The 23,312-nt window shown below is 42.8% G+C and carries 16 protein-coding genes and 1 pseudogene; 10 read left to right on the forward strand and 7 right to left on the reverse strand.

All coding sequences use genetic code 11. The annotated features are described in order from the left end of the window. The first annotated feature begins 63 nt into the window (after window positions 1–63). The 3 genes from AC58CZ_RS00385 (at window position 64) to ccmE (ending at window position 1,845) form a co-directional block, all read left to right on the forward strand. Complete coding sequence (locus AC58CZ_RS00385; RefSeq protein WP_058025463.1) at window positions 64–852, forward strand: heme ABC transporter permease; 789 nt, start codon at window positions 64–66, stop codon at window positions 850–852. A gap of 16 nt (window positions 853–868) precedes the next feature. Beyond that, a complete protein-coding gene (gene ccmD / locus AC58CZ_RS00390) occupies window positions 869–1,090 on the forward strand; it encodes a heme exporter protein CcmD (RefSeq protein ID WP_186473637.1) in 222 nt (73 codons plus the stop codon). Between the two features lie 254 nt (window positions 1,091–1,344). Continuing rightward, window positions 1,345–1,845 carry a cytochrome c maturation protein CcmE gene (gene ccmE / locus AC58CZ_RS00395; RefSeq protein WP_186473638.1) on the forward strand — a complete coding sequence of 167 codons (501 nt, stop codon included), beginning with the start codon at window positions 1,345–1,347 and terminating at the stop codon, window positions 1,843–1,845. Between the two features lie 81 nt (window positions 1,846–1,926). Here the strand turns inward: ccmE and AC58CZ_RS00400 are convergent, their stop codons facing one another. The 7 genes from AC58CZ_RS00400 to AC58CZ_RS00430 form a co-directional block, all read right to left on the reverse strand. After that, window positions 1,927–2,775, reverse strand: a complete 849-nt coding sequence (locus AC58CZ_RS00400) for an aldo/keto reductase (RefSeq protein ID WP_186473639.1) — start codon at window positions 2,773–2,775, stop codon at window positions 1,927–1,929. A gap of 464 nt (window positions 2,776–3,239) precedes the next feature. After that, on the reverse strand, window positions 3,240–4,220 hold the full coding sequence (locus tag AC58CZ_RS00405; RefSeq protein WP_071002981.1) for a MetQ/NlpA family ABC transporter substrate-binding protein: 981 nt from the start codon (window positions 4,218–4,220) through the stop codon (window positions 3,240–3,242). A 169-nt stretch (window positions 4,221–4,389) separates the two neighbouring features. Continuing rightward, window positions 4,390–5,076 carry a methionine ABC transporter permease gene (locus tag AC58CZ_RS00410; protein WP_427618336.1) on the reverse strand — a complete coding sequence of 229 codons (687 nt, stop codon included), beginning with the start codon at window positions 5,074–5,076 and terminating at the stop codon, window positions 4,390–4,392. A 19-nt stretch (window positions 5,077–5,095) separates the two neighbouring features. After that, window positions 5,096–5,866: a methionine ABC transporter ATP-binding protein gene (locus AC58CZ_RS00415; protein WP_178379262.1), complete on the reverse strand. Its 771-nt coding sequence runs from the start codon at window positions 5,864–5,866 to the stop codon at window positions 5,096–5,098. 254 nt (window positions 5,867–6,120) lie between these two features. Then, window positions 6,121–8,196 (reverse strand): ATP-binding protein, encoded by a 2,076-nt coding sequence (locus AC58CZ_RS00420; RefSeq protein ID WP_494223685.1) that lies wholly within the window; start codon window positions 8,194–8,196, stop codon window positions 6,121–6,123. Window positions 8,197–8,272: 76 nt separating this feature from the next. Continuing rightward, window positions 8,273–8,995 carry a response regulator transcription factor gene (locus AC58CZ_RS00425; protein WP_058025471.1) on the reverse strand — a complete coding sequence of 241 codons (723 nt, stop codon included), beginning with the start codon at window positions 8,993–8,995 and terminating at the stop codon, window positions 8,273–8,275. A 298-nt stretch (window positions 8,996–9,293) separates the two neighbouring features. After that, on the reverse strand, window positions 9,294–10,550 hold the full coding sequence (locus AC58CZ_RS00430; RefSeq protein ID WP_286708236.1) for an efflux RND transporter periplasmic adaptor subunit: 1,257 nt from the start codon (window positions 10,548–10,550) through the stop codon (window positions 9,294–9,296). Between the two features lie 678 nt (window positions 10,551–11,228). Between AC58CZ_RS00430 and pilG the strand changes: the two genes are divergently transcribed. The 7 genes and pseudogenes from pilG to AC58CZ_RS00465 all read left to right on the forward strand — a co-directional run bounded on the left by pilG (window position 11,229) and on the right by AC58CZ_RS00465 (window position 23,303). Further along, the gene (pilG, locus tag AC58CZ_RS00435; protein WP_057761576.1) at window positions 11,229–11,606 is read left to right on the forward strand and encodes a twitching motility response regulator PilG; all 378 of its coding nucleotides are present in this window, start codon (window positions 11,229–11,231) and stop codon (window positions 11,604–11,606) included. Between the two features lie 231 nt (window positions 11,607–11,837). Then, window positions 11,838–12,200 carry a response regulator gene (locus tag AC58CZ_RS00440; protein ID WP_071002986.1) on the forward strand — a complete coding sequence of 121 codons (363 nt, stop codon included), beginning with the start codon at window positions 11,838–11,840 and terminating at the stop codon, window positions 12,198–12,200. Window positions 12,201–12,203: 3 nt separating this feature from the next. Continuing rightward, window positions 12,204–12,734: a chemotaxis protein CheW gene (locus AC58CZ_RS00445; RefSeq protein WP_071002987.1), complete on the forward strand. Its 531-nt coding sequence runs from the start codon at window positions 12,204–12,206 to the stop codon at window positions 12,732–12,734. A 514-nt stretch (window positions 12,735–13,248) separates the two neighbouring features. Continuing rightward, window positions 13,249–14,322, forward strand: a pseudogene (locus AC58CZ_RS00450) (methyl-accepting chemotaxis protein); the annotation flags it as partial. Between the two features lie 109 nt (window positions 14,323–14,431). After that, on the forward strand, window positions 14,432–15,367 hold the full coding sequence (locus AC58CZ_RS00455; protein ID WP_494223684.1) for a CheR family methyltransferase: 936 nt from the start codon (window positions 14,432–14,434) through the stop codon (window positions 15,365–15,367). A gap of 30 nt (window positions 15,368–15,397) precedes the next feature. Further along, window positions 15,398–22,312 (forward strand): Hpt domain-containing protein, encoded by a 6,915-nt coding sequence (locus AC58CZ_RS00460; RefSeq protein ID WP_494223683.1) that lies wholly within the window; start codon window positions 15,398–15,400, stop codon window positions 22,310–22,312. Then, entirely contained in the window at window positions 22,302–23,303 is a 1,002-nt protein-coding gene (locus tag AC58CZ_RS00465) for a chemotaxis protein CheB (protein ID WP_494223682.1), read from the forward strand. The genes AC58CZ_RS00460 and AC58CZ_RS00465 overlap by 11 nt, the downstream gene beginning before the upstream one ends. The last annotated feature ends 9 nt before the right edge of the window (window positions 23,304–23,312 follow it).

Raw genomic sequence — 23,312 nt, forward strand, 5'->3', positions numbered from 1 at the left:
GATAGTGTGCTTTTGTAGGCCACATCGGTCATGACCAGTAAGCTGTGTAATAGGTTTATTCCCATGCCCAACCTGAATAACGTCTCGTCTCCTAGCCTATGGCAGCGCATTTGGCAGGGCTTCTTGACCACCGTAGGTACCAAGCAGTTCTTTCAGATTTTTAGTCCTTGGGTCAAGTGGCTCGCGATATTAGCCAGTCTCTGTTTGCTCATTGGTAGCGTATGGGGTCTTGCTTTTGCGCCGCCTGATTATTTGCAGGGCAATAGCTACCGTATTATTTTTATCCATGTGCCCGCAGCCAGTCTTGCTATCTCTATCTATTTCTCCCTTGCCGTCTTGGGGGTGATTTATTTGGTGTGGAAGATTAAGACAGCCAGTTTGGTTGCGCAGGCATTGGCTCCGATGGGATTTTTGCTTTGTGTGATCAGTTTGCTCACAGGGTCTATTTGGGCCAAGCCAACATGGGGGACCTACTGGGTATGGGATGCGCGTCTTACTTCAATGCTGATATTAGCGTTTCTGTACGCAGGGGTGATGGCGCTGTTTGCTGCTTTTGAGCACACGGCCAATCGTGGTAAAGCGGCTGCTATTTTATCTATTGTTGGTGCGGTGAATCTACCGATTATCAAGTACTCCGTAGAATGGTGGAATACCTTACATCAAGGGGCCACTTTTAGTCTGACCGAAGCACCGAAGATGTCAGCTGACATGTGGATGCCACTGTTGCTCATGATTATCGGTAGTTATTTGTTGGTTGCGACCATGGCGATTTATCGTACCAATACGCTGATCTTACATCGTGACCAAGGCAAAGCGTGGGTCAAAGAATACATTCGTGCTCAACACAAATAACGGCTAGGAACCTACTATGCAGCCTTACTTTTATAGCATATCTGAGTTTGTCGCCATGGGTAAGCATGGGGTCTTTGTATGGTCATGTTGGGCGATTACCATCGGTGTGATGCTGGCCTTTATTATTTATAGTCGCAGACAAAGACAAGCGCTTATCAAGCAGCTGACGATTCAACAAGTACGTCAGGCACAGCGCACGACCAAAAAATCCACACCGATCACCAAGCAGTCTGACTGAGAAAATATATTAATATCAGGGTTTTAGCATAAGAAACTATATGCTTTTATTGACAAAAATATGACCTCGCGAGTAGCTATAGGGCTTATTGATTTGTCCGAAAAATGCTATCATATGATCATTAGAAGATTACGATTAGAAAGATTTTTTGACAATATTTCTTGCAAGCGTTTTTCTAATCGTCGTTTCTTTAATATTTTCTGTTTTATGGGCTAATTGTATTTAAAACAGAGACTCATCAACGAGGTAGAGGTATGAATGCAGTTCGTCGGAAAAAACTGACGTGGGTGATGTTTACGCTGGCAGGTGCAGCTGTAGCAGTCATATTGGTTATTTATGCTATCGGGCAGCAAACCGACTATTATTTTGATGCGACCGCTATCGCTCAAGGTGAGGCGCCTCAAGACAAGCGTATTCGTGCTGGTGGTATGGTGGTGGCTGGTAGTGTGCAGCGTGCAGCAGACAATCCATTGAATGTTGAGTTTGCGATTACTGACTTTCAATCAACCGTACCTGTGACTTATCAAGGTATTTTGCCAGACTTATTTGCCGAAAACTCAGGTGTGGTGGCTACAGGCAAGATGCAAGGCGATACCTTTGTCGCTGGTGAAGTATTGGCAAAGCATGACGAAAACTATATGCCACCAGAAGTCGCTAAATCAATGAAAGAAAACAATCGTAGCGGGGCAGTGCCTTCTTCTGAGCAATACAATCCTGCCGAAAGAATTCATGAGACTGAAACCCTGCAACAGTAATGATGATAAGTATTGATGACATATAAAAAGGCCATCGATTATCGGTGGCCTTTTTTTGAGTTGAGACTATTCAATCAATGATTAGTCATCCCATTCAGGGCTATAATCAGGATGCTCAATCTTACGACCATCAGAACTGGCTAGCTTGCCGATTTTTTCTAATTCATCTGCACTCAACTCTACTTTGATGGCGTCTAAATTGCCTTGCAGGTGATCAGGGTTAGACGTTTTCGGGATGGCAACGCGGTGTTTGTCTGATAAGATCCATGCCAATGAAATCTGCGCTGGCGTGACGTTATGCTTATTTGCAATCTCTTTGATGATATCGTTATCAAATACATCGCCACGTGCCAATGGTGAGTAAGCTTCTAGCAAAATATGATGGTTATTCAAAAATGCCTGCAAGGTATCTTGCTTGATGAACGGATGGAATTCTACTTGGTTCACAACGATTGGTACATCCGCATATTTTTTGGCTTCGATGATGTGATCAATATTAAAATTAGACACACCGATATGGCGGGTCAACCCTTGCTTTTGCAGCTCACACAAGGCAGGGATGGTCTCAGATAATGGTACACGATCATCTGGCCAATGTAGTAGCAATAGATCGACATAGTCCACGCCCAAATTTTCTAGAGACTTTTTAGCTGCAGCTTTGAGCTTTTCTGGCTCAAATTTCATGTCATCTGGAAAAATTTTGGTCGTCAAAAAGAATTTATCGCGCGCCACGCCCGATTGCTTGATACCTTCACCCACTTCTTTTTCGTTGCCATAAGCTTGGGCGGTATCGATATGCTCGTAGCCCATTTCTAGGGCTTTTTTAACCACGTCTACGCAGTCTTGACCAGTTGATTGCCAAGTACCCAGTCCTAAAACGGGAATATTTGCTTGTCCTGCGGTACGAATAGTATAGTTTTTAGTCCTCATATTTTTATCCTTATAGTCAATCCACTAAAAAAGCGTTACAGCGTTAACCTCGCTTGAAGTATGACGTATACATCTGCACTCGGTTGCCTTGTACCACTCTTAAATTGGATCAACTATATTTTATTTATAATTTATAGTATGTCTTGAGTTAAAAATGGTTTTAAAAAAAACATTTAATACAGTTGATATTAGTAGAAAAACTTAGCAGTTGTTTAGCTCATCTAATAATCAAATTTGTCTACTATAAGAAAAACTAGAGCAAAGTGGAAGAGCGTGTGACGCATCCCTACAAAGGACAAACAGGCTGTAACGTGAACTCGATAACCTGTTAGGATGATAGGAAGCTTAAAAAGAGGTAAGATCAGCAAAACGAAGACATTAAAAAAACGCCCACCACGGTTAAGTGATGAGCGCCGATAATCATTGAAATACCCGTATAGCTGGGCACTGATGATTTTAGTGTCTTACTGAGCCGCGGCTTCTGTTTCTACCGTTTCAGTACTGTCAGTTTTAGCTGCGGTATCAGTGCTTGCACTAGTGTCAGAACCCCAGATTTTTGGGTACTTGTAGCCAGGGAACGTTTCATGCGCGTACTTTTTGAAAGCCTCTGAGTTATAGGCGTTGGTGACATCTTCAACCCATTTCTTACCAGCATCAGCAGATTTGATCGCTGACCAGTTCACATAAGCAAAGCTTGGCTCTTGGAACAATGCTTCAGTCAGCTTGATGCCAGAGTCAGTTGCATAGTTACCGTTGATTACTGCAAAGTCAACTTCATCACGCGCGCGTGGTAATTGAGCCGCTTCTAGCTCAACGATATCGATATCGTATTTGCTGTTGTCAGCGATGTCAGCTTTTGATGCAGTCAATGGGTCGATACCGTCTTTTAGTTTAATCCAGCCAAGATCGTCCATCATGACCAACGCACGAGCAAAGTTACTTGGATCGTTCGGTGCAGAAACACTCATGCCTTTGAATGCTTCATCTAGGCTAGACTTTTTGCCTGAGTAGATACCAAGTGGTGCAGTTGGCACTTGGAATACTTCAACGAGATCAAGGTTGTTCTCTTTTTTGAAGGTATCAAGATATGGCTTGTGCTGGAAGATGTTGATGTCCAAGTCGCCTTCTGCCAAGGCAAGGTTGGGACGAACATAATCAGTAAATGCAACTAACTCAACCTCATAACCCTGAGCTTCAAGTGTGCCTTTTACTTGGTTACGAACCATATCAGCAAAATCACCTTCAGTCGTACCGATAACAATTTTGGTGTGTTCAGGATCGATGTCGCTAGTGCTAGCAGTCGTTTCTGCGGTGGCACCTTCAGTGACAGGCTCTTGGTTCGCTTCTGGCGCTGATGAGTTGCTGCAACCGACTAAGACCAAACCTGATACGCCAACCGCGGCAAATGCGGTGGCTAACTGACGGCTGATATCTGTTAATTTCATAATATGTCCTTAATAATGAATAAAATTGAGTGAAACGTTTATCGTCGAAACATTAAAAAAGCAACATTATAAATAGTAATGCTGCTTTTTTGTGAGAGCTGAGATAAGGGTTGAGTGTTGCCAAAAATAAACCTAGTCGCTCGTAATGTCAAGTATTCTCTAAAGCGGTTTAACGTTTGTCTAAACGATTGGCGAGCCAGTTGCCAGACGCTTGAATCGATATCACCATCACTGACAACACCAGCACGATAAAAATCATCACCTCGGTCTGATAGCGATAATAGCCATAACGAATGGCCAAATCACCCAAACCACCACCGCCGATCATACCAGCCGCTGCTGAGTAAGAGAGTAAGCTGATACAAAGAATAGTGACCGAGAGTACCAATCCTGAGCGCGCTTCATTGAGCAGTACTTTGATGATGGTAAAAGGTCTGGCGCCCATCGATTCAGTTGCTTCAATAATACCGCGCGGTACTTCACGCAAATTTTGCTCAACCAAACGCGCAAAATAAAACGAACCTGCAATCGCAAGGACGAGAGAGGCGGCAATCGGACCGATACCAGTACCGACGATAGCTTTGGTAAACGGACTCATCGCAATCATCAAAATCACAAAAGGAAAGGCGCGCATAAAGTTGGTAATGGCGCCAAGTACGCCATACAGTGTCTTGTTTTGCAAAAACTGTCGGTCACTGGACAAAAACAAGAATACGCCAAAGAGCCCACCGATAAGGATGGCGACCGTGGTTGAAATACCAAGCATCACGAACGTATCAACAAACGCGCTCACAATCTCTTTGCGTAGGGCAAGCAGCTTGTCTATAGAGGCGGATAATTCAGTACCAGTTAACATATCTATTTCTCCTGCCTCATTAGTCCTCAACGACTAAGCCTTTACCAATCGGGGTAGTTGCCTGAATCAGACCATCTCGTACATCGGCCACTTCTAATAGCTGACCTTGATGCAATAATGCTGCGCGATCACAGAGTCTGCGAATGACGCTCATCTCATGGGTTACGATGACGATGGTCACACCAAGTTGCTCATTAATATCGCGCAAACAAGTCAGCAAACTGCGAGTCGTTGCAGGGTCAAGCGCACTGGTTGGCTCATCGGCCAGCAATACTTTTGGACTCGGGGCAATCGCGCGGGCAATACCGACACGTTGCTTTTGCCCACCGGATAGCTGCGCAGGATAATGTCCAGCGCGATCAGTTAAATCGACAATCTCAAGACATTCCATAACGCGTTTATGAATATCGCGGCTAGGATAGCCTGACACTTTTAAATTAAATGCTACGTTGTCAAAAACCGTTTGATTAGACATGAGATTGAACTGCTGAAAAATCATACCGATATTATGACGAGCAATACGCAGTTCACTGGCAGATAGCGTGGTCAAGTCAGTACCGTCTATCACCACTTGGCCTGAATCTGGACGCTCAAGCATGTTAATCAAGCGCAACAAGGTAGATTTACCTGCGCCTGAATAGCCCATTAGACCAAAAATCTCGCCTTGTTTGATAGTCAGAGATGTAGGCTCAACAGCAGTAAACCAATGTGGTTTGCCGTCTTTGTCTTTGATTGATCGGTCGCTTAAAAACCTTTTGGTCACATCGTTTAAGACAATCATGTCATTCATGGAGGGCTCAAAATTCAATAAATTTTTTAATGGTCATCGTGTGTTGTTATGCTTCTATTACTAGATAAGAAGCCCATCAAAACGACAATAGTCAATAACCGTATAATAAGGGGCGGTAATATAGCATATTATCAGTCACTTTGGATATGCACATCCGTGACTGACTTATGATGAATAGCTATTAAGGAAGGAATGTTTGAGGGGTATCAGTGGGAGTAATATCAACAAAGTAACGTGTTTTCAAATATAGCTGACTACTCATGCTGATTGTAATGAGGGTCATGTTCAACGGGTATGGCGACTAAAAAGCGAGTATGACCGTTTAGCGTATCAGTAGTGATCCGCCCTTGATGCGCGGTGACAATCTGTGAAACCAAAGAAAGCCCCAACCCTGACCCTTTATTCTTTTGCTGTAACCGTACGAAGGGACTAAATACTTCTTCGCGTTTTTCTTCAGGAATTCCTGTACCTTCATCAATCACCGCTAGCACCGCGTATTTCGGTAGTGGGCGCACCGGCTCAGTTTTTGCCTTTTTTAGATGCTTAGCAAATAAGCCTTCTTTGCGCGGTGTGGCTGAGGCTTCGTTATTATTTTGGGTGTTGGCTTTAGCACTGTTTTTCGCTTTATCTTTGCTGCCATTTTTGCTGGTAGTTGTATCGGTTGCTACTTTGTCAGTTTTTCTATTGCTATCGTTTTCAAGAGCATGCGCACGATTGTCGATTGTTCCATCTGTAGATTCGATAAGATTATTATGTACGGATTTCTTAGCGTCTTTATTAGAGTCTAAAGTGTCTTTAGAATCAGGAACGGCCTTCCAAATCACTTTATCTAAATCGGTGCTAGTAATATGAGCATCAGGTTTTACAGAACTTGGGATATTTTTAATAAAGTTAAGGTCTGTACTTATATCAGAATTTACATCTTCATCGACTGTTAGATTTTCACCATTTTTGTAGATTGGCGGTGCTGGCAAGACAGCTATTGGCTCGACTGAATCAATTTTGTCTTTATTGCTCAGAGTAGAGTCGGCATTTTCGGGTGAAGCAGACTCCTGCTCATCACTATTGGTATCAAGCGGCTCTTCATGAGAGTCAAAATCCAACAAGCTATTATAATCGGTGAAACTGCTAGAGAGCACGGTCTGCAATAGGTAATCAGGAACAGTGCCAGCATCTTCGATAGTCTGAACGCCGTACAGTAACACGGTAACGGGCGGCTTGCCATGAAGCATGGCATTGGTCAGTAGATTGCGAATGAGATGAGTCAACATTGATGATTGACCGTCGATCATGATGTGCTCACCAATCAACGTGGCTTCAGGATAGTGCTGACGTTCTTGATTGACCAAATCGTATAAATCCAAGTTCTCAATTTGCTGCAAAGCATGACCTGCGTCTAGACGGCTGACCAACAATATACTTTCGACCAAATCATTGAGACCTGATAGATCGCGAGTGATGGCATGAGCGCGTTTATCAAACTTGGCTTTGGTGTCAGATGGTAGCGCACCAGCCAACATATCCATCATTTCAATCTGCAAGCGAATGCGCGTAATAGGCGTACGCAACTCATGAGAAGCATGCGCCAATAATAAATTGTTGGCATCAACGAGGTGCTCAATCTTTTGCGCTGCTTGGTTGAACCCACGCGCCAATGAGGCAATTTCGTCATTACCACGCGCGTTCACTCGTACCGTAAAATCCCCATCACCTAACTGCGCCATCTGCTGACTTAACTGATCGATACGCCATGTCATGGTACGGGCAATCAGCCACAGAACACCTGCCATAATAATGAGCAGCAACAACGTACCTGTAAACAGATTCAGCGCTGCAGAAAGCACGGGCTTTTTAGGAGGTAAACGCGACTCATACAGCAGAGTATAGCCAGTGCTACTATAGACTTGAGCCTGCTTAGTAGGGGATGTATCTGCAAACGAAGGAAAAACACGTGAAAATAAAGATGGCGTAGGTGGTAGCTCTAGCGGCAAATCGCTATTATCGGTTTGCATGAGCAACCGACCTTCGCTGTCGTACAAGCCCATTTTGGCCTGTAGTGACTCATCAAAAATATCAAAGCTTTTTTTGACAACAGCTAGCATAAATCGTGATTGTAGGCGATTGTCCTTACTGATAGAGATATTCAATTCGTGCAGAAATGGATCAATCTGACCCAAAATCTGCGTGGCCAATATCTCTGATCGGATTCCTGCGTCCTTGTCATGCACCAGTTGGGTCAATAGCACCATAGCAACTGCAAATAAAATAAGTGCCAGCATAACGCTGGCAAATAGTTTGGCAAATACGGAACGAAAACCCAATTGCTGCATTAAACAATCTCTGTTATTGGACACTAATATCGACTGAGCTTAATATGCTCTCTATCGATTAATCCATCTTTTATGATCAAACCTGATCAGTGGCAAATTGATAACCAACACCGCGCACCGTGATAATGCGTTTTGGTTGACGTGGGTTGTCTTCGATCAAAGCACGAAGGCGTGAAATATGCACGTCAATGGCACGATCGATGTTGTCTGAGCTGTCGTCGTTTGGCATTGCCTGCCAAAGCTGCTCGCGATTTAGCACTTTGCCAGAATGAGTAGCAAAATAGTGTAGTAATTGGAACTGATGCGTCGTTAAACGTACAGGCTCATCATCGATAGTAACTTCGTGACTGTCAGGGAACACACTCAAACGACCAAAGGTTAAGCTATCTGACTGGCTATCTGCTTGGTTTGGCTGCTCATGACGGCGGATAACAGCACGGATACGAGCAAGAAGCTCACGCGGCTCGAAAGGCTTTGCGATATAGTCATCAGCACCCATCTCCAAACCTAACACGCGATCAGTTGTATCCCCTTTTGCGGTCAGCATAATAATAGGCACTTTATTGGTCATATTATTCTTGTTGCCACGAATTTTTTGACATACTTGCATACCATCCATGTCAGGCAGCATCAAATCAAGTACGACCAAATCGATATCACGCTCTTTGGTATCTAACAGATCAAGGCCTTCTTGACCCAAACCTGCATGATGGACGTCATAGTAATTCATGGTCAAATAATCACTGATCAGCTCTGCTAAATCTGGATCATCTTCAATCAATAAAATCTGCTTGCTCATAGGATATCCTCTAATTGTTCTTATAATTTGCCAAAGGTCTAATGTGTGCTAGTCGCTTAACTATGATAGAAGTATCAATAGTTTTTACATTCTATGCCATTAAACCTCTGAGCCTCTAAGTTTTCAGGTGTTTTAGAGTACTGAACTATCATGATGATAAAAATACGTAGTGATAAAAATAGTCCTAAATACTCGGATAGTGCTATATATAATACGACTATATTGCCTAATGATGCTGTTACAAAACAAGATAGGCTTTGTTAATGTTTCTACCAAATGTAACTGTCAGCGTGAATGGCTATGACACGATGACTTTTTTGCCTTCAGAGTCAATAGGTAAGTCAGCCAAGCAAATTAAACTATCGTTACTCACACCAGCAATCAAATATTGTTGCGTGGTCGGATCATACTCAACAACCTCAATAGGCTGGCGTGTCAAACGCTGGTCTTGGCCAATAATCCAGACATTGGCGGTCAACGGTTTAAGCGGCATATATGGCGGTTTTTGTAACTCCGTTAAGTCAACATCATGCAAGGCGCGCTTGGGCACGATAGTACCTACGTCTATTTGTCCATAATTGACTCGCCCCGTGACCTTCATTTCTGGTTGTAGCTTGTCACGGCTGGCTTCATTGTCAATGACGTTAACATACACCAACAGTTTTTTTGGCTGGCTGGTAGGCACAAGCTTACTGACCTGACCTGTAAACTTGTCAGTGATACCTTCGGTCGTAAAATTGACAGTCTGACCAACTGAAAGCTGAGGCTCCGCTTGAATGGGTAGTGTCGCCGCAAAGTGCAATTTGGTCTCGTCACTAATTTCTAATAGGGGCGTGCGCGCCGCCATTTTTTCACCAGTTGTGGCATATAGGTTTTCTACACGACCTGAAAAGCTAGCAGTTATCGTCACCAAATTATATTGTGGGTTCGGTTTTTTAGTAGCAGTTTTTATACCATTACTATCGGCGTTATCACTATTATCTGTCACAAGGTTTGCTGCTGACGACTCTTTTTTATCATTGTTAGTATTATTTACATTAGCATCATTATCAACAGATAAAGCCTTAGTAGAGCTAGAGTCAGAATTGTCGTCAATACTTGGTGTATTCTCTGGTTTCTTATTATTGGTAGTGCTTGTCACTATCTCTTCTTTAGAAGAGTTGGCTTCTGTAGATGTGTCTGATTTTACGGTAGGATCACTCACCGCCGCCAAACGCCTGACAACTAGTAAAGGCGTACCTTTTTCTACCCATTGACCTTCGCTAACGAACGTTTTTTCTATATTGACGGGATGTACTGCAAAAAATTTGGTTTGTTTGATAGGCTCGATGCTACCTTGCAGCCCTAGACTTGGCTGATAACGGGAAGACTTTATACTGAGTATGTGTTCTGGTGTGATCGTGACACTATCACTGGTAATGACAACGGGGGAGTCTGCCGTTGCCGTGTTTTCAGGAGCGACTGATTCATTCTCAGATGGTGAGGGTTGACAAGCAGCAAGCAATAAAACGCTGAGCAAGTAGAGGCTTTTTTTGGAATGTTTAAAGGCTGTCATAGCAGTCACCGTTATAGTCGTCGTTTCATTATATAGTGAATAGATACGCGGTGGAACAATTGCGCCACACTTACTAATCTTAGATGCGTAAGCGTTTGTCATAAGAAAATAGATGAGGTTGCCGACTTATTAAATAAGAACAGCGGTTTATGATACTCATTAGTTAGAACATTAATTCGCTAATGACTGGAAAAGCATCAATAACTGTGCTAAAACAAACATAACGAAATACTGTGATACATTTTTATCACAAAAGAAAATTATTCAGCAATGTGGTTATTGATTCTATATAATGCAGGGATATCATAAAGTTGGTTGCCTCGTTGTTTAAATGACGTTGTCACTGAAAGTAAGTGAGTTCAAAAACTTTTGAGTGTTTTAAGAGATAATACGACTTTGCTTGATGGTTATAGAAGTAAAATATCAGGCCTAAAAAGCTAAGAATCGCACTCAATTTTATGAGCTTATTACGAGCAAAGTGCGTATAGTAACTCATGTTGACGCTGTGTTTGATGGGCAGACACTGATAAAAGGTATTCACTGTCATAAAAGGTCTAATGAAGTCTCAGTCTTTTGTATTGGTCTCATATTGACTGATATCATGACTTAAGATGATTGTTAGAGCTTTATATAGACAGAGAGCGTTACGAATAAATAGTCGTTCATAGGATAATGATAATGGAAAATAATTTTGAAGGTTTGAAAGTAATGGTGATTGATGATTCAAAAACCATTCGCCGTACCGCAGAAACCTTGCTACAAAAAGCGGGTTGTGAAGTCGTAACCGCTATAGATGGCTTCGATGCCTTAGCAAAAATTGTTGATAACAACCCAGATATTATTTTTGTCGACATCATGATGCCGCGCTTAGATGGCTATCAGACTTGTGCACTCATAAAAAATAACCCTGATTATGCTAATAAACCCGTGATTATGTTGTCATCTAAAGATGGCTTATTTGATAAAGCCCGTGGCCGCATCGTCGGATCTGATGAGTATTTGACCAAACCATTTAGTAAAGATGAGCTTTTTGATGCGATTAACCAGTACCGTTAATCAGCTCTATAGACTCAAATATAGTGATTGCTAAGATTAAAAATAATGACTCACTATTTAAGTGACTAACATACTAAGTGACTAACATACTAAGTGACTAACATACTAAGTGACTAACATACTAAGTGACTAGTATAAAAATAAATCACGAATAAGTTGTTGGCCATTATTTTCAGTCGTTTTATCAACAATATATCCTCATAGATATTTTAGAAAATAAAGGAAAATCCTATGGCTACCGTTTTAGTCATTGACGACTCACCATCAGAAATGGCGAAATTTCGCGACATGCTTTCTAAAAATAACTTTCAAGTATTAGAAGCATCAAATGGCGAGCAGGGCTGTCAGATGGCAGCTGATCATCTGCCAGATGTCATTTTAATGGATGTAGTAATGCCAGAAATGAACGGTTTTCAGGCTACGCGAAAAATCACTCGCGGCAAAACCACCGCTCATATACCTGTCATTATGATCAGTACCAAAAATCAAGAAACCGATAGAGTGTGGGGTAAGCGTCAAGGTGCCAAAGAGTATATGAATAAGCCAGTCGATGAAAACGTATTGGTCAATATGATTCGCAAAGTGATGGAGTAACTTGTGGCCTCTAGAGGATTCATTGAGCTTCTGCGTCTAGCAGATTTGGCACGTGCGCGCAAAAGCGGTCGCCGCGGTGGTCAAGAGTTTGATTGGCAAGGGGTGGTATTTGAGATTGGTGGTCAGCGCTTAGTTGCTCCTATGGGTCAGGTATCAGAGGTGTTATCCATGCCAGAATACACTAGCTTACCTCTAGTAAAGCCTTGGATGCTAGGTATTGCCAATATTCGCGGACGACTACTACCGCTGACGGATTTGTCACGCTTTTTACAAGTGCCAAGCCGTTTGCCACAGCTAAGCCAGCGCAAAGTTATTGTGATCGATCACGATAATAACTTTTCAGGGCTACTGGTCGATCAAGTGCTTGGTATCGAACAGTTCACTCAGGAACATTACCGCCCAGAAGCGATTGATTCCAATTCACCATTTGCACCTTATAACCATGGTAAGTTTTTGAAAGACGAGCAGGAGTGGTACGTTTTCATGCCAAGCTTGCTGGCACAAGATCTGCAGTATTCAGATGCTGCGATATAGTAATCGACAATAAAACATCTATTTATTCGGTAACGACAGATTAATAGCGGCTGACACGATACAGTGGGATGTCAGTTTATACAGGCTTTGCTAATCATTGTTTTGATAACAACAAGATTGTCAAAGTCAGTCACGATAAGACTTTGACGATTGTTTGAAAGGGATACGCAAGATGAGTGATGTTAAAAGAAAACCTGTAGCTGGTACAGGCAACACAACTGTAGAAGGCAAAGAGACCAATAATACGTGGAAGCTATTATTAGGATTTTTTATTCTGCTGAGTGTGGTCTGTGTCGTTTGGTTGGCTAACGCGGTGTTATCGGTGAGTCAAGACTTTACTAACTTTAATCAAACAATTGTTTTACCAGCACTTGTCTTTGCTATCGGTGCTTTGGGTATTATGTTTGCCTCGTATCAATTGCTTAAGCAACGTGGTGGATCGGAGCGTTTGCTGATTGAAAAAGAAACGTTACGCCGCCGTCAAGAAGCAGAAGCAGAGTCTGAACGAGCTCGTCAAATTCAAGAAGAAAATGAACGTAACCAGATCGCTATTCTACGCCTACTTGATGAGTTAGGGGATTTGGCAGAAGGTGATTTGACGGTCAATGCTACCGTGTCAGAAGACTTTACAGGGGCAATTGCTGACTCAGTAAACTTCGCAATTGACCAATTACGTCAATTGGTCTTGGTTATTAACAGTACTGCCGACCGAGTTGCACAGTCTTCAGATCAAACGCAGATGAACGCTGTTGAGCTTGCTGAAGCTTCTGAACATCAAGCGCAAGAAATTGCTGGTGTATCAGCCGCTATTAATGAGATGACCGTGTCAATTGACCAAGTTTCGAATAATGCGTCAGAGTCTGCGACGGTTGCTCAGCGTTCAGTTGCCATTGCCTATAATGGAGCAGAAGTTGTACAGCGTTCGATTGAAGGTATGAACGTTATTCGTGATCAGATTCAAGAGACATCGAAACGTATCAAGCGCCTTGGTGAGTCTTCTCAAGAGATTGGTGATATTGTTGGCTTGATTAACGATATTGCAGACCAAACCAACGTACTGGCATTGAACGCCGCCATTCAGGCATCGATGGCAGGTGAGGCTGGTCGAGGCTTTGCAGTTGTTGCTGATGAGGTTCAGCGTCTGGCTGAGCGTTCAGCGAATGCGACCAAACAGATTGAAACATTGGTAAAAACCATTCAGGCGGATACTAATGAGGCTGTTATGTCGATGGAATCGACGACATCTGAAGTAGTACGTGGTGCTCGTTTGGCAAAAGATGCTGGTGAAGCACTAGAAGAGGTACAGAGTGTTTCTAACACGTTGGCTGACTTGATTCAGAACATCTCAAATGCTGCATTACAGCAGGCTGAATCTGCTGGCCATATTTCTCATACTATGAATATCATTCAAGATATTACTTCACAAACCTCATCTGGTACGTTGGCCACAGCACGTTCTATTGGTGAGTTGAGTGAAATGGCTGCCGCACTACAAGAATCTGTTACTGGCTTTAAAGTATCGAACGATGATGAATTGTTAGATGATGAAATGATTAACTCTGAACAAACCTTATCAGAAATTGTCTAACCTTTTAGCTTGAATATTGAATCGGTATCGATACGTCTTTTTGTATAAGATTTTAATTAAAATGCTGTATAGGTTCTGACGCCGTACAGCATTAATAATAGCAGGCGACGTGAACAATCATATACAAGCAGAAAAGGCTCTATCTAATACATTTGAACCTGTATGGGGTGATGGGATGATACAGGGCGATAGTGCTAATTTACAGCAATGGCAGAGATATATAGAACAAGAGATTGGCTTTATATTGCCAAATATGCAGCTGCAGTGGTTGACCAATGCCATTGACCACACAGCAACATTAAATGGACTCACTACTCAGCAGCTCTGGTATCAATTACCAAAGAATAATGAGATTCGTCAGCAGCTATTAGACAAAGTGCTCATTCATGAGAGTCGCTTTTTTCGTCATAAACCTTCTATCGATTTCATCACACGATATGCAATAGACAAGTGTGCAGATGACAGGAGTAAGCCCTTTCGCATTTGGAGCGTTGGTTGTGCAAGTGGGCACGAGACTTGGTCACTGGCCATGAGTCTGACAGCAGCGCAGTTATCCAATCATGTGATACTGGGAACAGATGTGAGCGAGCAAGCGATTACAAACGCGCGATTAGGACAATATGATCAACGGCAGTATTCATTAATTCCTCAAAATTGTCAGCAGTTTGTTTACCCTTTGATCACCAAGAATGCAGGTAGTGAGCTGAGTATGGCTGATACTTCTAGTAAAGTAGAAAGGTCTATCAATACTCAGTTTGACTGGCAAGTAGCGCCAGCTTTACGACCTTATGTTAGCTTTGCTCTACACAATGTTATTGAACAAAAATCACCCACTTCGCATCTCCAAAATGTGATTATCTGCCAAAACATGCTGCTGTATTTTCGCAAGTTTGATCAGCGTGATATTTTGGCATGGCTATCAGAGCAGTGTGCGGTAGAGGGATATATTATATTGGCTCCAGGTGAGGCGTTGTTTTGGCGCCCTTCGAATATGCGCCGTATTGCGCACCCACAAGTGAATGTGTGGCAAAAAATTAGTGCCTAAATTAGTGCCTAGACGAGTTAGGATAAACCTATGAAAAAGCAGCCCAATGACATAGTGACGCTTGAGTGGTTGTCGCCACTGCTCAATGAGCAATTATCACAGATATCTGATGGCTGGCAATCAGGTGCTGATATCGACAGTTATCAACAGATGACATCGCACTACTATCAAGTTAGTGGTGCGCTGACTATGATTCGCTTGCCTCTACTAGCAGATCTTGCCAATAAGTTGAGTTTTATGGCGAGCTTGGGGGATAGTCACAATCTGTCTGCTAGAGACTGTCAAATAGGCAAGTTTTCTCATAAGTTATTGCAACATGCGCTCAATCAATATACGCATCTAGGCAAATACAACCGTGCTCTAATAAATAAGGCTACTAATGAGCTTGCCCAGATACTATCGCAACGAGGTGTGGAAGCAGGTGCATTTATAGATGCTACTGATACCCAGCATGCGCATCTAAACAATGATGATACTCATGAAGATATTGTTCATGAAGATATTGTCAATAGCATTCAGATCGCAGTACCTACGAGTAATGTTACGACCAATTTAGAAGATCAACACTATCAGCAGATGTTACTGGTGTGGCGACAGCAAGTACAAAAATTGCTGGTTGCTAATATCAATCAGGCACCTGTTCTACAAATTTTAGAAAAAGTTAGTCAATATCTATGGCAGAATACTCAAGACAATGATTTACAGCGTCTATGGTATTTGAGCGAGTTGTGGCTGAGTGATCTTGCCCATAATGAAGCGCCATCACCTGAATATTATGCGCCACTATTGGGTCAGCTTGATCGCGTCATAGAATCTGCTACTCAGCCCACGCACTTATCTTCGAGCCTTGTTAAAGGCTTAATCAACAGTGTCTATATTCAGCTCATCTACCTAGAGAATAGTAGCGAGCGAACTCAATCTACCCTTAATGAGATATCACAGCGTGAGCCTGCGACCTTACGTTTTTTAACGCGATTGCTCAGTGAGATTGAGACTCTTATCTTCAATCTAGATAAGCCAGATACGCTAATAAACCCTCTACGACATATAAAGAGCCAGCTTGAGAGTCGAGGTTGGGTGCAATATGCGTCGCAAGTTGAATCGATCCTTACAGATTTAGAGCAAGCACGCTTATCAGAGACAGAGTTTACGCAGCAGCAATGGCACATAGAGCGCAAGTTACAAGAGCTATATAGTGCTATTTACGATACCGAGCAGGTAATATCACTCAAAATTGGCGCTTCTTCTTCTTTTGCTATTATACCTGAAGCGTTTGATAGCAGTGATGTAAAGGATGAAGATAGACATGAGTCAGTTTCTACTGACAGTGACTTACGTGAGCTACGTATTGCCGTTGAAGAAATCAAGGAAAGCTTTAACGAGTATATACAACGTCAAGATATCCAGTCTTTACCAGTCATTGCTGACTTTGACAAGATTGCCCATGCTTTTGATGATATGGGACTGCCAGTCATTAGTGAGACGATAGAAAATATAGGTAGTATATTCACACAACTGCTCACTCATGAGGTTGCTGTACTTAGCTGGGATGTGACCCAAGCCTTAGCAGAGAGTCTGACCTCGATTGAATTGTTACTCGACTATCTTGCGCAGCAAGTCTTTGATCAAAACTTATTGACGCAGGCAAATGAGTATGCAGCGAAAGCATCACAGCTTCTTAATGCGTATGCGAAATCACCAGAAACAACTAACGATACATGGCTGACGCAAAAGCCAGTCGCGATGAATGTGCTTCGTTATGATGATAGTGGTGAGATCGCACCTGTGACCGGCTCAGATAATGAAACGGTGATAGCAACGCAAGACACCACTGATACTAATCCTAATGTAGAGAGTGATGCATTGCTGCGTGCTCGTGAACAACTCAAGCCTGACAACTTTGAAGTTGATGAAGAGATTCGTGATATTTTTATCGAAGAAGTGAACGACGTCATTACTGATTTAGAAGATTTTCTTCCTATTTGGCAGCAGGATTCACAAAATCTAACACCCTTGACCGAAGTCCGTAGAAGCTTTCATACCTTAAAAGGCTCAGGCCGCATGGTTGGTGCCTTTAGCATCAGTGAGATGGCGTGGTCAATAGAAAACCTACTTAACCGTCTGTTAGATAAGACACTCCCTGTAACAGACGATGTCGTACGTCTGGTAATAGAGACGGCGGAACGTTTGCCAGTGTTACTGACAGATTTTGCCGCACAACAATTACCGAGCTCTGATCCTGCTATTACTATTCTGAAAAGTAGTAACCTAATGACGCAGCAGCCTGTCAATGCTGGTTTAGATACGTTTGAGACTGGAATCACTGAAACATCAGCTGAAGTAGCGTTAGGTATCAATGACTCTGATTCAATGGGTGATGTATCGTTAGAAACATTACTTTCGAGCGTTGATGGTGCTGAAGGAGCAGATTCTGAAAGCAATAATACAAATATACCAGAATCGCTATCTGGTTTAGAGATTCCAGCAGTACTTATCCCGTTTATGCAAGAAACCGAGCAATTAGCAGCCGATGCGAATGATGCAGATCCTGATATTAAAGAGATATTTATAGAAGAGGCCGAGGAAGTACTTGCCGAAATCGTACCTTTATATGAAGGTTGGCAGCTAGCATCGACTGACCTTGCCGCTCTAAAAGATATCCGTCGCGGTTTTCATACTCTAAAAGGCTCTGGTCGCATGGTGGGCGCTAATTACACCGCCGAGCTAGCATGGGCGATAGAGAATATGCTTAATCGCGTATTGGATCATAGTGTTGTTGTCTCAAGCGATATGTGTCAGCTGATGTCAGATGTATTGGCCGCTTATCCTGAAATGTTAGTAGCATTTGAAAATAACAGCCAAGATTATCCAGCTTTAGTGCCCTTATGGATTGCCTGCGCCAATGCCTATAGTAAGCAACAGGGTGATGCGTTTAGTTACTCTCGCTTATATGAGCAAGCAACAAGCCATTCTGAAGCTGAAGCTGACGTCGCGCAAGAGCCTGTATTGATAACTAGCATAGACGAAGACAATCCTACCTATGATGAGACTAATGAAGCGATAGACATGACGCTACAGACTTTCCATTCTGTCAACGAAAAAATGGCAGAGACAACTGTTGTTTTAGCGCCTCAAAGCGAAGAAGAAAAAGCATTTTGTAAGATATTTATTGATGAAGCAGAAGAGTTACTTCATCACATTGATCAATTTGTCAGCGACAATCAAGATCAGCAACTGATTGAGATAACGGATGAAATAGTACGTGCATTTCACACATTACGAGCCGCATCTGGCTCCAGTGCTTTGGCTGCTATCAGCGAAGTTAGCGCAGCGATAGAGCACAGTTTGGAGCTATTGCATCAGCAAGATATAGCGATGAGTGCCCAACATCTAGAGGCTTTAGCGCAATCTGCCAAGCTGATAAATGGTTATTTAAGTAACTACAAACAAAATATTCAGCAGCGTAGTGTCATAGTAGAAGATTCACACAGTCAGCAAGAGCAAGACATAGCGTCATTGCAAGCAATGCTGGCTGAGCAGTATGTCATTAGTGATGCTGATGCGACCGTTGTTACTGATAGCAAACCAACGATAGAAGAGCTATTAGATAATAATATCGACACGTTATTAGATGCTGAGTGGGAGTTAGAGGAGGCGCTTGGTCATGCTGAAAAAGAACACAGTCAAGACTATATCGCGCAGCAAATTTCACAAATCACCTGTTTAATAGATAAAGCTCAAGCATTTCCAAAATTCATTACCGTTCTGAATGAGCTAGGTAATGCCTATAGTTACCTGAGTGATAATATTGATAAAGCGAGAGATAGAGATATCCAATCTATTCTGCTATCAGGTCATGCCCAGTTGATTGGGCTATTCGATGCCCTAGCTGGTAGTACGTCATTGAAAATAGACCAGCAGGTAATGAGTGAGCTACAAGGTATCTATCGAAATGATAACCTTGACGATAACGACGAAGGCTTTGTCGTTCGAGCTATTTCAGCACCTGAAATCCAATTTGAAACGATTGATACCGATATTGAGCTATTAGAGATTTTCTTAGAAGAAGCTCAAGAACTTGATAACGCCCTAGATGAGAGTTTCAATAAATGGCGTGACGATATTACTAATATCAACTCGCTAAAAGTATTACAGCGTCATTTGCACACTATTAAAGGTGGCGCACGGATGGCTGGCATTCGTAGTATTGGTGATCTAACTCACGAAGCAGAAAGTGTTTATGAGTCTTTTGTAGAAAACAGACGAGAGCCGACGACACAGTGGCTTGAGATTATGCAAATGGTGCAAGACACGATGTCGCAACAAGTGATGCATATCGTGAATCATAAAAAATCCTTTTTCACCTCAGAGCTTATTGAGCAGTTAAAAGTACTTGAAAAGGAAAAAACCTTACCAGAAACGGTAGAGCTGATCATACCAGTACCGAAAAACTATTTTGAACCAGACATTCAAAACGTAGTGGCGGATGAGGCCATTAGCAATACCGAAACATCAGAATTGCTCAGCCTAGATACCATGATTAAGCAATCATGGGCTAATGGATTGCCTGATCCAGACATATTATCGGTGTTCTTAGAAGAGGCAGAAGAGCTTACCAATCGTAATAAATACCTGCATTTGTTCTTGAACGACACAAATAATACCACAGCATTACAAGCACTTCAGCGAGATCTGCATACGATTAAGGGCGGTGCCCGAATGGTGACTGCGTCCGGTATCGCTGATTTGGCGCATGAGATGGAGTCGGTTTATACGGATTTTGTGAGTAACCGTCGTCCCCCTACTCAGAAAGTATTAGAGTTGCTAGTTGCCAGTCATGATTGGCTTGCTGATGCCGTATTTATTCTTCAGCAACATGTCAATCCACCAACGCCTGCACTATTGATCGAGGCATTAGAGCAGTTTGGGAGAAATCCTGATAGTCTCAAACAAGTTCCTAAAGAATCCCTACAGTCTCAGCGCGAAGCAATTTTGATTGCCAAAGAAAACCAAGACTCTCACTATCTTGCAAAAGATATTAGCGAGATGCCATCTATGTTCAGTAATACCAATAAGGAGGACGACAGCACTAGTAGTAATGAAATGATTCGTATCTCAGGTGGTCTGATTGAGCATATGATTAATCTATCTGGTGAGTCAGCGATTAACCGCGCCCGTATTGATATGGGTATTAGTAGCTTGACCAACAGTATCGAAGAGATGGGTACAACGGTACAGCGACTGGCAGATCAGTTACGCCGTATGGAGATTGAGCTTGAAGCTCAGATTTTGTCACAAATAGATGATGAGCTGATTGATAATGAGGATTTCGATCCTCTCGAGATGGATCAGTATTCTTCACTGAATCAATTATCAAAATCATTGACAGAATCTGCCTCGGATTTGGTGGATATTAACCATACTTTATTAGAAAAGACTCGTGATAGTGAAAGCCTGTTGCTACAGCTATCGCGGACACAGACTGAGTTGCAAGATGGGCTGATGAATTCGCGTATGGTACCATTCACGCGTCTGACACCGCGTCTTGAGCGTATTGTTCGGCAGACGGCTAATGAGTTGAATAAATCGGTTGAGCTGACCATCATCAACGCTGATGATGAGATGGACAGAACCATCCTAGAGCGGATTACCTCACCGCTTGAGCATATGCTACGAAATGCTGTCGATCACGGTATCGAAACCACATCAGCACGTCTAAAAGCAGGTAAAGAGCGTAATGGTAATATTACGCTTGAGGTACATCGTGAAGGTAGTGAGATTGTCATCCAGCTATCAGATGATGGCCGTGGTATCGAGGTAGAAGCGGTAAGAAATAAAGCGATCTCTCAAGGACTTATTGATGCAGACGATGACAGTCTTTCTGATCTTGATATTATGCAATATATCTTTAATGCTGGGCTGAGTACTAGTAAGCAGGTGACACAGATTTCTGGCCGCGGCGTTGGCATGGACGTTGTTATTAGTGAAATTCGTCAGTTAGGCGGTGCGGTCTCTGTTGTCTCCGAGCTTGGCAAAGGCTCTAAATTTACGATGCGCTTGCCATTGACTGTTGCTGTTTCTGATGCGCTGGTTGTGCGCGCCGCAGATCGTTACTATGCAATACCATTGGTACAGATTGAGCGCGTGGTACGGGTTAACCCAGAAAAGCTCTATGACTATTATCATTCAGATGATGCTACATTGAACTTTGAAGACACGGAATATCGTGTACGCTATCTCAACGAGATCTTATCTGGTAATAAACTGAACGAGCTGGTGGTTAATACCAACACCAGTCTGCCGCTGATTATTATTAAAAACCGCACAGGGCAAAATATTGCACTGCAAGTTGATCAGATTGCAGGATCACGTATCGAAGTGGTTGTTAAGCCTCTAGGCCAGCAACTATCAAACATACCAGGTATTTCAGCGGCTACTATCATGGGTGATGGCTCGGTAATGCTCATCCTAGACTTAATTGCATTAATGCGTAACGCACAGCTGGTCAAAAACCTCTCAAAATCTGCGAGTACCAAGCGAGGACGTATCGCCACCAAATCAACGATACTGGTAGTCGACGACTCAGTGACTGTACGTAAGGTAACGTCTCGCTTCTTGGAGCGTCAAGGATTCAATGTGGCGGTTGCAAAAGATGGCATCGATGCAATCGAGATACTACAAGATACAACACCAGATATGATCTTGTTAGATATCGAAATGCCGCGTATGGATGGATTCGAGGTGGCGACTCAGGTCAGATTCAATAGTCGATTACAGCATATCCCAATTATTATGATTACCTCACGTACTGGAGAAAAACATCGTGAGCGTGCTCTAGAGATTGGGGTGAACGACTATATGGGTAAACCATTCCAAGAAAAAGAGCTTCTTGAAAAAATTCAAAGACTTCTAGGTGAAGAGGTTAGCCTAACTAATGACGGATAATGCACGTGTTTTAGCACTGCGACAAAAAAGCAATCATGATATCAAAGTGCTGGTGATGGCAGAGGATCATCGCCAGCGCTTGGCTTTTTCAGATACCGTACGTAGTTGCGGCTTTACCCTTGTAGGTTGTGTGTCAAGAGCACAGTGGCAAGAAAAAAGTGAGCTGTCTAATGTAGATATTGATATTTGGCTGATAGACAGTGATTACGACGACAGTGTAGCAACCGCAACAATCGCGTCAAAATCAGCGGCTGTCTTGGTGGGCTTTAGCCAAGCACCGTATCTCAATGAGGCACAGCAATATGCCAAATGGCAGCGTAAGTTAAAACGTAAACTTGCAAAGCTTTTAGCACTACCAGCCCTGATCGATACTCCCGAATACAAGGGCGATGACACTGAAAGAAGCTGGCAGTATGTCGTATTTTTGGGTGCGTCTATGGGCGGTCCTAGTGCGGTAAAAGAATTTTTAGACAATGTGCCAGCGACACTGCCAGTGTGTATTTTATTGGCGCATCATTTCAATCAGACCATGATTGGTACGTTACCACGGATACTCAATCGCCATAATGATTGGCGCTGTGAGGTTATCGCGTCCTCGCAGCGTTTGCGAGCAGGGCATTGCCTCATAGCCCCTATTGATAAGCAAATAGTCTGTGATTCAGCTGGTAGGGTCATCTTGTTAGGTCAAGCATGGAGCGGTGAATATAAGCCTGCTATTGGTCAGATTCTAAAAAACACCAGTGATGTCTATGGTAGCGATCTAATCAATATTATATTTTCGGGTATGGGCAATGATGGCTCTCAGTATTTGGATATGGTTCAAGACAACAACAGCCAGTTGTGGGCGCAAGACCCTAGTCTGAGTGCATGTCCGAGTCAACCTCAGGCTATTATTGACTCAGGGTATTGTGGTTTCGTTGGTAGTCCGACAGATTTGGCAAAAAAACTGACTGATTATATTGGTGAAAGGGCAGCAAGCCATTCACGCTAACTGATTGTG

Source organism: Psychrobacter sp. CR212 (assembly GCF_059693765.1).

Bases quoted from the DNA above. Each gene is read 5' to 3' on its own strand.
- AC58CZ_RS00410 (WP_427618336.1), bottom strand. From the start codon at position 5,076: ATGTTAACTGGTACTGAATTATCCGCCTCTATAGACAAGCTGCTTGCC.
- ccmD (WP_186473637.1), top strand. From the start codon at position 869: ATGCAGCCTTACTTTTATAGCATATCTGAGTTTGTCGCCATGGGTAAG.
- AC58CZ_RS00440 (WP_071002986.1), top strand. From the start codon at position 11,838: ATGGCTACCGTTTTAGTCATTGACGACTCACCATCAGAAATGGCGAAA.
- AC58CZ_RS00465 (WP_494223682.1), top strand. From the start codon at position 22,302: ATGACGGATAATGCACGTGTTTTAGCACTGCGACAAAAAAGCAATCAT.
- AC58CZ_RS00385 (WP_058025463.1), top strand. From the start codon at position 64: ATGCCCAACCTGAATAACGTCTCGTCTCCTAGCCTATGGCAGCGCATT.
- AC58CZ_RS00430 (WP_286708236.1), bottom strand. From the start codon at position 10,550: ATGACAGCCTTTAAACATTCCAAAAAAAGCCTCTACTTGCTCAGCGTT.
- AC58CZ_RS00420 (WP_494223685.1), bottom strand. From the start codon at position 8,196: ATGCAGCAATTGGGTTTTCGTTCCGTATTTGCCAAACTATTTGCCAGC.
- AC58CZ_RS00405 (WP_071002981.1), bottom strand. From the start codon at position 4,220: ATGAAATTAACAGATATCAGCCGTCAGTTAGCCACCGCATTTGCCGCG.
- pilG (WP_057761576.1), top strand. From the start codon at position 11,229: ATGGAAAATAATTTTGAAGGTTTGAAAGTAATGGTGATTGATGATTCA.
- ccmE (WP_186473638.1), top strand. From the start codon at position 1,345: ATGAATGCAGTTCGTCGGAAAAAACTGACGTGGGTGATGTTTACGCTG.
- AC58CZ_RS00425 (WP_058025471.1), bottom strand. From the start codon at position 8,995: ATGAGCAAGCAGATTTTATTGATTGAAGATGATCCAGATTTAGCAGAG.
- AC58CZ_RS00415 (WP_178379262.1), bottom strand. From the start codon at position 5,866: ATGAATGACATGATTGTCTTAAACGATGTGACCAAAAGGTTTTTAAGC.
- AC58CZ_RS00460 (WP_494223683.1), top strand. From the start codon at position 15,398: ATGAAAAAGCAGCCCAATGACATAGTGACGCTTGAGTGGTTGTCGCCA.
- AC58CZ_RS00400 (WP_186473639.1), bottom strand. From the start codon at position 2,775: ATGAGGACTAAAAACTATACTATTCGTACCGCAGGACAAGCAAATATT.